General features: G+C 38.9%; 7 protein-coding genes and 1 pseudogene. 6 read left to right on the top strand and 2 right to left on the bottom strand.

The window, feature by feature from the left end; all coding sequences use genetic code 11:
* The first annotated feature begins 9 nt into the window (after positions 1–9).
* Together ACOALF_RS01740 and rsmA are read left to right on the top strand one after the other, a co-directional pair.
* Positions 10–687, top strand: coding sequence for an acetyltransferase (locus ACOALF_RS01740; RefSeq protein ID WP_419241725.1), 678 nt, complete (start codon positions 10–12; stop codon positions 685–687).
* Positions 688–918: 231 nt separating this feature from the next.
* Positions 919–1812 (top strand): 16S rRNA (adenine(1518)-N(6)/adenine(1519)-N(6))-dimethyltransferase RsmA, encoded by an 894-nt coding sequence (gene rsmA, locus ACOALF_RS01735; RefSeq protein ID WP_419241724.1) that lies wholly within the window; start codon positions 919–921, stop codon positions 1810–1812.
* Positions 1813–1834: 22 nt separating this feature from the next.
* Here rsmA and leuS read toward each other — a convergent pair.
* Positions 1835–4626, bottom strand: a pseudogene (gene leuS, locus ACOALF_RS01730) (leucine--tRNA ligase).
* Between the two features lie 522 nt (positions 4627–5148).
* On the opposite strand from leuS, the gene ACOALF_RS01725 reads away from it, so the two are divergent.
* Positions 5149–8091, top strand: a complete 2943-nt coding sequence (locus tag ACOALF_RS01725; protein WP_419241723.1) for a hypothetical protein — start codon at positions 5149–5151, stop codon at positions 8089–8091.
* An 11-nt stretch (positions 8092–8102) separates the two neighbouring features.
* Positions 8103–9146 (top strand): UDP-N-acetylmuramate dehydrogenase, encoded by a 1044-nt coding sequence (gene murB / locus ACOALF_RS01720; protein WP_419241722.1) that lies wholly within the window; start codon positions 8103–8105, stop codon positions 9144–9146.
* A 17-nt stretch (positions 9147–9163) separates the two neighbouring features.
* On the opposite strand, the gene ACOALF_RS01715 is transcribed toward murB, so the two are convergent.
* On the bottom strand, positions 9164–10732 hold the full coding sequence (locus ACOALF_RS01715) for a mechanosensitive ion channel family protein (RefSeq protein WP_419241721.1): 1569 nt from the start codon (positions 10730–10732) through the stop codon (positions 9164–9166).
* Positions 10733–10834: 102 nt separating this feature from the next.
* Between ACOALF_RS01715 and uvrA the strand changes: the two genes are divergently transcribed.
* Positions 10835–13669: an excinuclease ABC subunit UvrA gene (uvrA, locus tag ACOALF_RS01710; protein ID WP_419241720.1), complete on the top strand. Its 2835-nt coding sequence runs from the start codon at positions 10835–10837 to the stop codon at positions 13667–13669.
* Positions 13670–13847: 178 nt separating this feature from the next.
* Positions 13848–15377 (top strand): AAA family ATPase, encoded by a 1530-nt coding sequence (locus ACOALF_RS01705; RefSeq protein WP_419241719.1) that lies wholly within the window; start codon positions 13848–13850, stop codon positions 15375–15377.
* Positions 15378–15542: the final 165 nt, after the last annotated feature.

The following is a 15542-nucleotide window of genomic DNA, read 5'->3' as shown; positions in this document are numbered from 1 at the left end:
AACAAAGCAATGATTCATGATCAACCACAGATAAATTACAATGATATGCACAAAGGTATAATTATTTTTGGCGTATGCGATCTTACAAAAGGCGCTTTAGACATTTTCCAAAAAAACAATTTAATGGTCTATGGCATTTTAGAAGATGACGTCAAATGGCATGATACCCTGATGCATAACATTCCTGTTCTAGGCGCTACAGATCATCCAAATTTCCTTGCGTTACTGGGTGAAGCATGTGCTTCTTTTATAGCCTATCGGCATATCCAAAAAAGAAAAAACTGTTTAAATTTTTTAATTACAGAACAAAAACCCGCGCCCATCTCTGCCATTCATCCCTCCGCAGTTATCGCAGAGGCCATCGAACTCGGCCAAGGCAATTACATAGGCGCACAAGTAAATTTGGCGCCAGAAGTACGCATAGGCAACCATTGTGTGGTACACAATGGGGCCATCATTGAGTCAGCAACCCATATTCACGACTGGGTAGAGATTGGTGCAGGTAGCATTATTGGGGAGCATGTCACGATAGAAGAGGGTGTGTTTATTGGAATAGGCGCTAGAATTATTTCCAACGTTACCATTCAAAAGGGTGCCAGCATTGGCACAGGATCGGTTGTGTTAGGCAATGTAAAAAGTGGTGACCTACTGCTAGGCAATCCAGCAAAGTCTATTCAGCAGCCATAAAACATTGCACCCTTTTCCAGGGGCGTGTTTTTCCTATTTCGGGGTAATTTTGCCATACAACTGAATAACAATGGTAGAGGGCATTCACGCAATGGCGTCAACTTAAGGATTAAGGCCATTGCAATATACCCTTAAGATTTCTATTAAAAATTTCCTTTCCTTTTTAGAAAAAGGTTAAATTAGCCTTATTCTTTTGGTGTGTATTTTTATCCTTTTTAATAGTGCATCTCTATGGCAATCAAAACAAGCGACCAGCTAAGTGCGGAAGATATTTCAGCTAGCAAGCAGCTGTTGATGCCTCTATCACCCCCACTCCTAGACGACCTAAAGATGCACATGCCTATAAAGATTAAAAAATCATTGGGTCAGCATTTTTTAACAGATGCTGCTGTATCCAGTCAAATCGTAAATCTCTTAACAGATGAGAGTCTTGTAGGTACAGTAGTTGAAGTAGGACCTGGTAGGGGTAGTTTAACAGAAATGTTGCTCTGTAAGTCTATTGCTGATTTATACCTTGTAGAGGTAGATAGGGAGCTCATCCCCTATTTAAAAAAACAATATCCGCAATTAAGTAGTAGAATCATAGCAGCAGATTTTTTAGCTTTACCCCTAGCAGACCTATTTGAAGGTAGACGGTTGACTATTATTGGGAATTTCCCCTATAATATTTCTTCTCAAATTTTTTTTAAAATTCTAGAGAATCGTCATGTGGTACATGAAGTGGTAGGAATGGTCCAGAAGGAGGTAGCACAACGAATGGCTGCTCAACCAGGTAGCAAGGCTTATGGGATCCTTAGTCTGTTTTTACAAGCATTCTATAGGGTAGAATACCATTTTACAGTTCCGCCTGATCTTTTTTTGCCGCCTCCTAAGGTGGATTCTGCGGTTATTACCATGCATCGCAATAGCGTAAAAAAGTTGCCATGTAATGAGCAGCTATTTTTTCAAATCGTCAAAAGTGGTTTTCAACAGCGTCGGAAAAAGCTACACAATGCTTTGCGTGCTTTCAATACATCCAATATGGGTTGTGCCGATTTATTGAACAAACGTGCAGAGGAGCTAAGCGTAGCTGAATTCGTAGCACTAACCAATGCATTGGCCACCAATAGGGTAGGTTGCTCATGATATGGTTCACAACGGGTTCAAGCTAGCCTAAGACCACATTTACCATTTTATTAGGCACAACCACTATATTTTTAAGTAACTTACCTGCAACCCATTTTTGAACCACTGCATTGGCCAATACTGCTTTTTCTATAGCGCCAGCCGATACATTATAGTCAAAAACCATTTTAGTACGCACCTTGCCATTTACTGCAATAGCATATTCAAAACTTTTTTCTTTTAAATAGGTTTCATTACAAAGTGGAAAAGCCACCTCTGTAAGGCTACCACTTTTTCCTATCCTTTCCCATAGCTCAGCAGCCATATAAGGCGCAAAAGGTTCCAAAAGCACAATAAAATCTTCTACAATAGACTGCGGTACCTTTTCAAAAGTTGACAACCTATTTAGGCCAATCATTAAACTGCTTATAGCCGTATTAAAAGAATATTTTTGAATGGATTCCGTTACTTTTTTAATGGTTTGATGGATTATTTTAACCATCTCCTGGTCCGGCAATAGCGCAGTAGCCCCCCATGAAGCTTTTGCATGATGTACAAAGCGCCATACTTTATTTAGAAAGCGAAATACGCCTTCTATACCAGACAAATCCCATGGTTTAGATTGTTCTAATGGTCCTAAAAACATCAAGTACAAACGCAAAGCATCCGCACCATATTGGGCAATAACCTCATCTGGGTCCACTACGTTGTACTTAGACTTAGACATTTTTTCCATTTTACCCCCACATATATATTTACCATCTTCTAGCAAGAAGCGGACATCCGCAAACTCAGGGCGCCAATTTCTTAATGCGGTTAGGTCTAATACACCTTTTTCAACAAAGGCTGTGGGGATATATATAGGCATGACATCATATTGCTCTATCAGACCAGCACTAACCAAGATATTTTTATCCTTTAACCGATAGACTATTGCCGTAAGCTTTTGAATAAGCCCTTGATGGAGCAATTTTGGAAAGGGTTCACTGATATGAATGTGTCCCAAATCATACAATAGCTTGGTCCAAAAGCGCGCATAAAGGAGATGCCCCGTTGCATGTTCTGCGCCACCTATATAGAAATCTACACCTTTCCAATAGGCTTCTTTTTCCTTACTTAAAAAAGCTTCTGCATTATGTGGATCCATATAACGCAAAAAATACCAACTAGAACCTGCCCAACCGGGCATAGTATGGAGGTCTAAGGGATAGCCCTTTGGTGTAGACCAATGCAATGCATTGCCCAATGGTGGCTCACCAGTATTTATTTGGTTTATAACTACTTACCTCCGGTAATACGAGGGGCAGTTGATCCTCAGAAAGGGCATAAGGCAGGCCGTCTTCTTTGTAGTATATTGGAAAAGGCTCCCCCCAATAGCGTTGCCGACTAAATATAGGATCTTGCAATCGATAGTTAACCTTATACCTCCCAATCCGCTTCTGGGTAAGTTTTTCCACAACTTTTTCAGCAGCTTCCGCTACTGAAAGCCCATTTAGAAAGTCAGAATTAATCATCTTACCTTCAGGTTCTTCATATGGACCCTCTTCTATAAGCACGCTGCTTTCTATTACAGGTAAGGTTAGCAAATCAAAATATTGGGCAAAGATATAATCTCGTTTATCATGCGCAGGCACACCCATAATCGCACCCCTACCATAGCTAGGCAGTACATAATCTGCCACCCAGATAGGCAATGGGGCACCTGTAAAGGGATGTATTACACAGGCTCCTACAAAATACACCACTTAAAAAGTTAGTTTCTGCAAGACGGCTGCGATCTGAACGATTTTTAGATTGCTCGATGTAAGCAATAAGTTCTACGTTACCTGTTTTTTGGGCCATAAAATTAGCCCAAGGGTGTTCAGGTGCTAGGGCAATAAAACAAGTACCAAAAATGGTCTCGGGTCGTGTAGTAAAAACCGAAATGGTCTCTCCCCGCTGGCCTTGTACCCTAAAGGTAATTTCTGCGCCTTCAGACTTACCTAACCAATTGCGCTGCATTTCTTTAGTAGAAAGCGGCCAATCTAATCCTTTTAAATCGGTTAGCAACCGTTCTGCATAGGCAGTCATACGTAAGCTCCACTGCTTCATTTTTTTGCGTGTTACTGGATGTCCTCCCCTTTCAGAAAGCCCATCTTTAACTTCCTCATTGGCTAAAACAGTACCCAGTGCTTCACACCAATTTACTGTGCTATCTTTTAGATAGGCCAATCGATAATGCAATAGTTTTGCGTGTTTTTCTGTCTCAGAAAATGCATTCCACTCCTCAGCTGAAAAAATAGGGGTGTGGTCATCACAAGCAGCCCGTACCTTGGTATTACCGTAGCAAGCAAATTCTTGAATAAGCCTCTCAATAGGGAGTGCGGTTTGCTTATCAGTATTGTACCAAGCATTGAACATTTGTAAAAATATCCACTGTGTCCATTTATAATAACCAGGTTCACTGGTATTGACTGATTGATCCCAATCAAAATCTAACGCCACCTGTTTCAGTTGCACGATATATCTTTCTATATTTTTTGCAGTGGTAACCGCAGGATGCCTACCAGTTTGAATAGCATGTTGCTCAGCAGGAAGGCCAAAAGCATCAAACCCCATTGGATTCATAACATGGTATCCACTATGTTTATAGTAACGGGATAATATATCTGATGCAACATACCCTATATAGTGTCCTACATGAAGCCCTGATCCTGACGGATACGGAAACATATTCAGCATATAATATTTGGGTAGATTTTTAGTAGCAAAGGAACTATGATCTATAATAGCTTTTTGTTCCTTCCATCTATTCTGCCATTTTTTTTCTATTTCAGTAAAAATATAAGGTTGCATATCTAGTTTTATTCAATAATCAGCAAAATCAATAATAGCTTGGGATAGCTTATACCCATTGGTAACCGTATAGCCACTGGCTTTATCTGAAAAATGGAATAGCGCTTCCTCCTCTTCATCTTGCTAAGCAATGGCCAATTTAGATTGGCTTAAAGCTAATAAGAAAACATATAAATTTATCAATATTATCAATTAATTGAGCCTAAATTAGATAGGGTTAGTGGCTATCAATATTTTATATGATGCATTAGACCTGTAGTCTACTTTAGCCTATCATTTTAGATAGGCACGGTTTAAAGCACGCTAGACCTAGATTTGTAATTGAAATCGATATTTGGTAAGGGGTAGGCTATATGTGTATCGAATAGCGAAAATATACCTCCATTAATTTTTATATTTTATATTTTTACATAGATCGTATTTATGCATTAGCCTAAAAGTCAAATTTAAATATACAAAAAAGAGTTTCAGGTAATTTTATTACCTTTATTGCTTAAATCCATACTATTACTATTTACGCATATGTTCCCATATCATTTGCCTTATATCTTTTTTAAACAAAAGAAGCTGAAATCTTTGATTGTTGGCATCAATTTTTTATTCTTTTTATGCTTTTCTTTTTTTAGCCATGCCAAGGGAAAACAAAAAATAACAACACCTCATTTTAATTTATTGTTTGATGCAAGTGCGACTGACCTAACGCAACGTGTAGCCAATACATTAGAGGCAGTATATAAACCTGTATGTAGAACACTGGGCGTATATCCTAGCCCTATTCGTTTAGTGATCAACAATACGTCAGCCCACCTTAACGCACATTTTAAACCTATTCCACGGCATATATATTTTTATACCTTATACAATCCTGACCCCAATTTTATTGGTAATGTTGACTGGTTAGATATGTTGTGTATACATGAGTTTAGACATGCGGCACAACATAGCATTGAATACCATAGTACACCTCGTTGGCTTAAGCCGCTCTATTTTGGAGCAGGTCTTGTTACGGTATGTGGCGTTAGCCCCTTTTTTAAAGAGGGCGATTCAGTCGGTATAGAAACAGCGCTTTCAAAAAGTGGCCGAGGCCGTCTGCCTGGGTGGGAAAAACTATATAAAGTGAACCTACTAGAGCGTGACACAGTGAGTTTTAGTAGGCAACTCTTTGGCTCTTCGAAGCACGAGGTACCATGTTACTATCACCTAGGCTATTATTTCACGACACATATCCGAAGAAAATATGGTATAAGTGCCATCAAATCCATTTTTGAACATACCATGCGCAGTATACCTTATTTTGGATTTTACAATGCTATAAAAAAGGTTACTAAAAAGTCGATACTAGGGGTATATAAAGATATGAACGAGGAGCTATTGCTTAGTTGGCAAAAGCAGTTAGCAGGGTTAAAGATCACACCTGCCATCCAGCTTACCATTAAAAAGGCGGACGATAGCTTTAACTATACCCATCCCTTTATGGACGCATCAGGTAACCTGATGGCTTGGAAACAAGGAATAGGCTTTCGTGAGCAGCTGGTACAGGTTAAAATCGCCTCTTCTAAGCCTACTGCAGCAAACCTTCGAAAAGATAAGACAATACTATACATACATGAGACCACGCTTCCAGCTCCTGCTTTAGGTGAGGGGTGTGCAGCTTGGCTAGAAACATGTAAGCATCCTTGGCAAGGGAATAAACAAACCATCCGCTTGCAATATTATGATCTTAAAACAAAAAAAAGAAAAACCCTTGTTTCAAACAGCAGGTATACTGCACTAGCTATAAGCCCTAGTACCCGCCAGTTAGTTGCTGTAACAACTGACAAAGCTGGCAACCATTTTTTGGTTGTCTTAGAAACAAAGTCTGGTAAAGTAGTCAAAAAAATAGATAACCCAGATGCGGGTTATTATCTAACACCCAGTTGGTCTGGTGAAGACCATATAGTAGTGGTAAAAACCAAGAACCAACAAAACAGCATTTTACAAATCAATATAGCAACCAATACCACAGAAGTGCTCTTGCCTTACACCTATGAGCATAGAAGCTACCCTAGAATTTACAAAGACTACTTGCTTTATAACAGCTCCTATAATGGCATTGATAATATTTATGCTATGCACTTGCCTACAAAAGCTTGTTTTCAAGTTACTTCAAGAAAATATGGCGCCTATTTGGGCATGGTAGATCCGGTATCCAATCAACTTATTTTCAATGACTATACCAAAAATGGTATGGACATAGCTGTGATGCCTTTTGACCCCCTTCTGTGGACGCCTCTAGAGGAGGTAGAGGATCGGTCTGTAAGGTATTATGAACCACTGGTGGCACAAGAGCAAAATAGTAATATACTAGAAAAAGTTTCTGTCGATCTGCATCCACTTACAAGCTATCATTTCAAAGATGATCTTACCTTTACTGGCACAAGTATAGCTCCCAATTGGGAAGATAGAGGGTTAACCATCGAGCCTTTTACATTAGGAAACTTAGAAGATACCCTAAAAGTCACCCCTTATTTGTACCAAAATTCTAACCTATTTAATAAAGTAAGGGATAGTGATTATAAATCAACTGAATTAGGGTTAAAGGTAAAGTATACAACCTGTTATCCGATTTTAGCAGTAGATGTGAAAACGAGCAGGCACAAGATTAAGAATAAAGATTCGAGCGTACGGCTATTACAGATTTTGAGAGATGGTGGTGATACATTTGCATACATAAATCAAAGCCCAAGTAAGGTATTTTGGAAAGGCGGATTAAATGCAGCCATAAAATTTCCTTATTATTTTACTTTAGCCAGTTCTTCAGGGGAAGCATACATAAAGGCCGCAATAAAGGATTTAAGCCGATGTGAAATAAGTAAAAAAATAACCCATACCGCAGCCTATAGTTTTTTTATAAAAAATTCCTCAACCAAAAGTAAAAGGGATATTCATGCACCTTGGTATCAACAAATTGAGATAGGGTTTAAGGATTACAAAAACAGTCCTATCCGCTTAGAAAATACAGCTTATCTTAATTCTACATTTTGCTTTCCAGGGATGGCAAGCCATCATTATTTTAGTTTAAAACCTACGCTCAACAGATTAACATCCGAAAGCTGTCCACCCTTTTGGAGTGGAGCCATTCAAATAAGCTATGGTGCGCCTATAGCCTATCCAGAATGGGGCATACCACTGATTTGTTTTTTAGAGAAAATATGGATCGAGGGTTATTATAAACTTGAAGAAAGAGGAATAAATCGCACAGGCATCAATGAAAAGCTCAATTGCGAAAATGCCACCACGGATATTATAGGTACAAAACTTTACTTTTCATCTAGGGTACTATTTAATATAAATATCCCTGTTTTTAACTTTTCTATGGATTTTGGTTTTTTAAAAAAATCGAACGAGAATAGCTGGAAGTTCGAGTTCCAACTACCTAAGTTTAACTGCGAGTTCGACATATTCAATCAAGAAGACTGGTTTTAAGAAAAAAATTAATGAACGCCCCATACCCTTTACAATCATTAAATAGTTTCAAGGTTCCAGCATTTGCAACCGATTACATTCAGCTAAATAGTCTAAAAGATATAGAGGATTTTTGTGTTGCAGTAGATGTCAGACAAAGCCATTTTTATATTCTAGGTGGTGGTAGCAATACACTATTTGTCAGAGACTTTTCTGGTTATATACTTCATGTTCAACTACCTGGTATTGAAGTAATAAAAGAAACGCGCCACAAAGTTCTGATTAAAGCAGCGGCAGGTGTACCCTGGCATCAGCTGGTTTTATTCTGCATAAAAAAGGGATATGGGGGCATAGAAAACCTTTCGTTTATTCCAGGAACAGTTGGTGGTGCGCCGATACAAAATATCGGGGCATATGGTATAGAGCTTAAAGATATACTAGATGCCATTGAAGCAGTTGAATTATCAACTGGACGAAAAATAATTTTTAAAGCTTCAGCATGTGGTTTTGGTTATAGAACAAGCTTTTTCAAGACAAAATGGCGGCAGCAATATTTAGTTACAAGCATCACACTAGCGTTGCATAAAGAAAAAAAATTTTACATAGAATATGAAGCGATCCAAAAAATGCTGGCCAAAATGGACATCAAGCAGTTGTCATTTAAATCCATAAGTGACGCCATTATTGCCATTCGAAAGCAAAAGCTTCCAGACCCTGCTCTTTTGGGTAATGCAGGTAGTTTTTTTCAAAATCCGTTGATATCTATGGAACATTACGAACGGCTTAAACAGCAGTATCCCTTGTTAGCTGCCTTTAGAAGGCAAGACAAAGAAAAGATAAAAATTTCAGCAGCATGGCTAATAGAAACGGCAGGCTTTAAAGGCCTACGCAAAGGAGATGCAGGTGTATATCTGCTGCACGCGCTTATACTTGTAAACTATGGAGGCGCTACTGGTAAAGATATTATACACCTAGCTACCCAAATCAAACAAAAAGTAAAAAATCAGTTTGATATCACGCTAATACCAGAAGTTAACATTGTAGATGGCATCAGTATCTGTTCAAATCAGTGGTAAAAGGCATCCCTAAACCCTTACAGCTGCGCAGCTTCTATATGCGCAACATATTGAACTTTTCCCAAACCTATGCCAAGTTGGCCGGCAAGTTTTAAGATCAGCGGTATTACGCTGTTCTTACATGCATGTTCCAAGCTGCTTTCAGTAGTATCCAAATGGAAAATAAAAACCACTACAAATCCATTTTCATTCATTTTATCAAGGTATATGTTCGTTTTTTCTGGTTGGACCAATGGCTGAGATGCGGCAATTTCTCGTAATCCTTGTATAAACCTTGGCAATAATTCCAAAGATACCGCATAGCTTAGCGGAACTTCTAGAGAAACCATTCGAGAGATTCTTTTCCCAAAGTTATCAATATAGGCATCAGCCAGTTTTGCATTGGGTATGTATACTAAAGAGCCTTCCTTTGTACGCAGTAAAGTGGAACGTAAACCCACTTCTTCTACTTTGCCACGGATGCCCCCGGAAACAATTTCATCACCCACACTAAAAGGCCGGTCCATCGTAATCATGAGTGAGCCAAATAGATTCTTAATGGTATCTTGGCAGGCCAAACCAAGGCCAAGGGTACTAAAAGAAAGCGCCTTCACCAAAGATCCCGTTGCAAAGCCAAGGTTATCAATCGTTTGTATCAAACCCACAATCCCTACAATAATTTTAGCCGTTATGCTAAAGATGGGCAAAATATGCATCATAAACTTATTATGCTTCTTGGCAATTTTGATCCTATATTGCATCAAGTTAACACACTCATAGGCCAAACACATCCATACAAAAGAAGTAGCACCCTCTATAAGGCGGTTTAAAAAAGAGGCTAAGGATTCAAACTGGAACATTGTTAACCCACTCTTTAAGAAGTATATGCTGATAACCAGCATCAGCAATCGTTCTATAGCAAATGATTTTTTGTGGGAACTACCTACAAACTTATACAGCACAAATTTTAAAAAAAAAGGCATAATTTTATAGGTTAGCCAAATTATGATGACCAAGCCCATCAACATAATATATTGCCAAATGGCAAGATTTAATATCTGTTTTTTACAAAACTCTTCAGGTAAAAAGTAATATAGCAGGGTATGCAACCTATCTGATACTTCATACTCCCTGATAAAATCTAATGTCTCTTTACTGTACCGCCATTGTTCACCTTCTTTGATTAGGTAGACTTTTGGTAGTTTTTTAGATAAAATAAATCTATTTTCATTTATCGTTGGATCCATATAATTCGGATCCTTAGGTATTGTTTCAATATTGATACCCTTAAGCGTTAGTAATCTTTTTAACTTAATGGCCATTTCTTTACTTTTTTGGTTAAAGGTTTCTCCATGTAGAAATACAATGCCTACATGCTCAGCAGCCTTATTACCAGGATTTAAAAGGGTAAAATGGGTATATACGGTATCGTATGGAGAGTCCAAATTTATTTTGAGATCATTGATCCCCATATGATTTGCTGCCAATATAATGGGAGATAACAAGCAGCCTAGCATTAGGCAAGCAATATATGGTATTTGCTTGATCCGTAAGCAATAGGTGACGATCTTACCTAGTTTTATACAAAATCGATGTGTGGTATTCATGCTTATACTATTTAATGCTGATCGCATGTAGATTGTTCGCCCGCTAAATTAAGCTATATCTTGGATTTTGTACAAAAAATGAGGGTTTAAAATTTTGAAGTTATGGAAATCAAAACAACACAGGTCCACCAAGATCGTTATGGATTTGATTATGTAGAAGTTTTAGGTGCAAGGACGCACAATTTAAAAAATATTGATGTAGCTTTTCCACGCAATCAATTGGTAATCATTACAGGTGTCAGTGGAAGTGGCAAATCCTCTTTGGCCTTTGACACCATAAATGCAGAGGGACAAAGGCGTTATCGAGAAAGTTTTAGTGCCTACGCACGCGGTTTTTTAGGTAGCTTAACCAGGCCGGAAGTAGATAAAATAAATGGATTAAGCCCTGTTATTGCCATTGAACAAAAAACAACCCATCGAAATTTACGCTCTACGGTAGGGACTACTACAGAAATTTATGACTTTATGCGTTTGCTTTTTGCACGAATAGCAGATGCCTATGCCTACACTACGGGTAACAAAATGGTCACACAAGATGAAGCACAAATCCTTGCCCATCTATTACGCACCTTCTCTAAAAAAAGGGTTACCTTAATGACCCCTGTTGTTAGAAGCAGAAAAGGCCATCATGAAGCATTACTAAAGCGTTTTATCAACCTAGGTTTCAATAAAGTTAGAGTCAATGGCGCCATTATTGAATTGGCGCATGACCTAAAACTGGCGCGCCATAAAAAACATGATATTGCTTTGGTCATAGACCATATCTTAATAGATCTAAAAGAGGTGGAGCGTATTAAAAATGCACTACAATTGGCTATAGAATATGGTAAGGGAACCTTATTGCTAGTAGATTCTGAGCAAAAAGAGCATTACTTCTCTACCCATTTAATGGATGAAGAGACAGGGCTTGCTTATGATGCACCAGAGCCCAATCTTTTTTCTTTTAATACGCCTTATGGCGCATGCCCCGCTTGCGATGGATTAGGTGAAGTGACCCAGAATATGGACACCATTATTCCAGACAAAAGCTTAAGCATTAAAAATGGCGCCATTTTACCATTAGGTCCTGATAAGGGATCATTGCTATTTAAAAAAATAGCAGCCTTATTAAAGTTTTTCCAATGTCAAATTACCGATCCAGTTGAAGCATTGCCTCCAGAGGTATTGAATTTGTTGCTATTTGGCAATACTACAAAATGCCGTTCTGCGCTTATTGCCAACTTTGTGGAACCTTTTGAGGGAATTGTCAGTGCACTCATCAAGCAACAAGAGCGGGAAACGGCTACACGATATGGTGGCCTAGAAGAAGGATTTGTCTATACAGCTACATGCCCAGATTGCAAAGGCACTAGATTAAACCCAATTGCCAGATCCTTTAAAATTCAAGAGCAAAGCATTACAGATTTGGTTTTGATGGACCTAGATCAACTTAAAAAATGGTTTGATGCATTGCCTACGCTATTAACCGGCAATGCGCAAATCATTGCCCATGAAATTATAAAAGAAATCTCCAAGCGATTGGCATTTTTAATCGATGTTGGATTAGATTATTTGCATCTTAACAGAAGCTTAAGTAGCTTATCAGGCGGTGAAGCACAACGCATTAGGTTGGCTACACAAATAGGCACCCAACTATTGGGTGTGCTCTATATTCTTGATGAACCAAGCATTGGCCTCCATCAACGCGACAATGCACGCCTGATTGGTGCCTTAAAAGCACTTAGGGATATAGGCAATACCGTACTGGTCGTAGAGCATGATAAAGAAATGATGCTGGCGGCGGACTATCTGATTGAAATAGGCCCTCAAGCTGGCCTTCTTGGGGGAGAAGTCGTTGCAGCAGGCTCTTTAGCCGAGTTTTTGGCACAACCTAGTGTGACAGCTGAATTTTTAACCCAAAAAAGGAACATTACCTTGCCACCCAATCGCAAACAAGGCAATGGTAAAACGCTCACCATTAAGGAGTGTAGTGGCAATAATTTAAAAAATATAACCTTAACCATTCCATTGGGCCTAATGATTTGTGTAACAGGTGTATCAGGCAGCGGAAAATCCTCCTTGATTCGTAAAACCCTCTTGCCGATTCTTAAAAACCACCTCTACAACAGCCATGCCATATCCCTACCTTATACAGAAGCGATTGGATTAGAACATATTAATAAAGTTATAGAGGTAAGCCAGTCACCTATAGGCAGAACGCCTCGCTCTAATCCTAGTACCTACACTGGTATGTTTACAGATATACGTAACTTTTTTGCGATTTTGCCAGAGGCAAAAATTAGAGGTTATAAGCCAGGAAGATTCTCCTTTAACCTAAAAGAAGGCCGGTGCAATACTTGTGAAGGGGCGGGCATTCAACGTATAGAAATGGGATTTCTACCAGAGGTATATGTAAACTGTGATGACTGTAAAGGCAAACGGTACAGTCGTGAAACACTAGAGGTACAATATAAAGGCAAATCTATTGCGGATGTCTTAGATATGACGGTATCCAATGCCATTCCGTTTTTTGAAAGCCACCCCTCTATACTGTTTAAGCTCCGTACCTTAGAACAGGTAGGTTTGGGATACATTACCTTAGGGCAACATGCCACTACTTTATCAGGAGGGGAAGCACAACGGGTTAAGCTGGCGACAGAATTGTCAAAAAAAAGTACTGGAGAGACCCTTTATATCTTAGATGAACCCAGTACTGGTCTGCATTTTCAAGATATTGTAGCGCTACTATCTGTCTTAAAAAAGTTAGTAGACCAAGGCAACACCGTACTGATTATAGAACACAACATGGATATTATCAAGGTAGCAGATTATCTTATTGACATCGGACCCAATGGTGGTCAAGAGGGAGGGTACCTAGTAGCGCAGGGCACCCCAGAAGCTGTGGCAAGGGTACCAGAAAGCCATACAGGTTATTTTTTACAAAAAGAATTGGGATGATACCATACTGGTGCAAATCATTTAAGGGGCTTGTTGCTGCAACCCCTAAATTTGTACCCACAACTACACTGCATTAGCTATACCTATAGAAAATTCCTTATATTGCAGCCTTATGCTAAGCCATCGCAAAGAACCTTTCCCTTTGGGGATCTTTTTTATTAAAACTCTATAATTTACTATGCGTTATCTATTCCAAATGCCTTTTTGTTATTTTACCCGATTAGGTAGGCACACCTATGTATATCTTATAGTTGTTATGCTGGGTAGTTTGGGGGTAATGCCCCTTCAGGCAAAACCAACCAGCAAAGACAACATCGCTAAAATAGATCATAGCCAAGAGGCTGCTGCTGTTAAAACTTCCTCAACCAGGAAGTCAAATAAAAGGAAAATAGCTAAACAAAATACTTTTATAAAAGAGCAGATGGGTGAATTATTTCGCTCTACTGCGCAACTATGCGTATCAGCTGGCTTAGTTTTGGGCCTACATCAGTTCAGCAATAAACCTTTTGAGTTATCTACTGTAGTTGCGCCTGTAATGGGCAATTTAGCTACTTACCCACTTAAAGCTATAGGACGCTCTTGCGCTATGTTATTTTTCCCAGCCTTATCTAACCCTAAACTGAATGAAGCTGTTGGTTTCAAAAAACAGTATGAAGCAAGAAAACACACTTTATCGCCAAGTATCCAAAGCTTTACAGAGCGTATATTAAGCGAGCATATCTTTGCCATACAACGGTTTGATTATTACAATCATCAACGGGTTAATGCCATCAAGGAGGTATTGCAACTCCCTATAGGACCTAAGCAAGTTGCGCCTGATACAGGCGCTATACGCCAATTTATGTGCAACTATCCAGAAGAGGTTCGTCTGGCCATTGGTGAATGGGTGGCCACTATAATAGAGGATGCCAAAAGCATGCAATTGACTAAAAAATCAACCCCCATTATGTTTGTAGGTCCCCCTGGGACTGGAAAAACCTATTTGGCCAAACAATTGGCCGCCTTATTGCAGCTTCCTGTGCAATCTATTGATCTTTCTAATTATAAGAATGTATATGGTTCCAGTTATTATTCCTCAGATCCTGAAAAAGGAGTAATCGCAGAGACATTGATAGGCGCACCTAGTCAGGCACAAAACTGGTCTAATAAAATATTGGTGTTAGATGAAATTGATAAAGCCCTAGCCATGGATAAAAATAAAAATTTTATATCCAAGAATGGATCAGAAGTATATAGTTTTTTGCATACCCTGTTAGAAGCACAAGAAGTAGCCATACCGTTATCTCGTTATAATAGTGCATCTCCTGATATCTCCCATATAAAAATTGTTTTGATAGCCAATAAAACCTTTACAGAGACTTTAACAGAGGATAGGGCAGCCGCCTTAGAAAGCCGTGTAAAAATCATTCGTTTTGATCAAGGTTTTACACCTGAAAAGAAGCAGGCTATTGCAGCAGCCTATGTCAAGCAGCTGCTTACTAAAAAAGGGATGGATCCATCTATTTTAAACCAAAATGTGATAGATGCGATTATAGCAGAGGATATTCGTATAGGCTTGAAAGGCGTTCGTATTTTACTCAGTGTCATCGATCGATATATAGATGGATTAAAACATGAAAAGCTGATCAATGCAATTTCAGGTAGTACAATGGCTGCTTTTGATGTAAAGCAGGCCTATGCACCTTATCATACTCAAAAAAAGGCTTAAAAGGATGGGTATGCGTAAAACCAGCCACTTGTAGCCTGCTTTGATGCACATGGTGGATTTGGTTGCTATGGTTTTAAGATGTAAATTTATGGTTGATTTTTATATTTTTTGTACCTATGCAAGTCAGTGGTAAAAAAGGATTTTTGTTCCACCTTTTGCTTGTTT

Source organism: Cardinium endosymbiont of Nabis limbatus, from assembly GCF_965196625.1.
GTDB lineage: Bacteria > Bacteroidota > Bacteroidia > Cytophagales > Amoebophilaceae > Cardinium.
Note: the sequence above shows the minus strand (reverse complement) of the source record. Positions and strands in the feature narration are given on the sequence as shown.

Excerpts from the sequence above, each read along its gene's own strand:
- ACOALF_RS01740 (WP_419241725.1), top strand. The coding sequence starts at position 10 with ATGATTCATGATCAACCACAGATAAATTACAATGATATGCACAAAGGT.
- rsmA (WP_419241724.1), top strand. The coding sequence starts at position 919 with ATGGCAATCAAAACAAGCGACCAGCTAAGTGCGGAAGATATTTCAGCT.
- ACOALF_RS01725 (WP_419241723.1), top strand. The coding sequence starts at position 5,149 with ATGTTCCCATATCATTTGCCTTATATCTTTTTTAAACAAAAGAAGCTG.
- murB (WP_419241722.1), top strand. The coding sequence starts at position 8,103 with ATGAACGCCCCATACCCTTTACAATCATTAAATAGTTTCAAGGTTCCA.
- ACOALF_RS01715 (WP_419241721.1), bottom strand. The coding sequence starts at position 10,732 with ATGAATACCACACATCGATTTTGTATAAAACTAGGTAAGATCGTCACC.
- uvrA (WP_419241720.1), top strand. The coding sequence starts at position 10,835 with ATGGAAATCAAAACAACACAGGTCCACCAAGATCGTTATGGATTTGAT.
- ACOALF_RS01705 (WP_419241719.1), top strand. The coding sequence starts at position 13,848 with ATGCGTTATCTATTCCAAATGCCTTTTTGTTATTTTACCCGATTAGGT.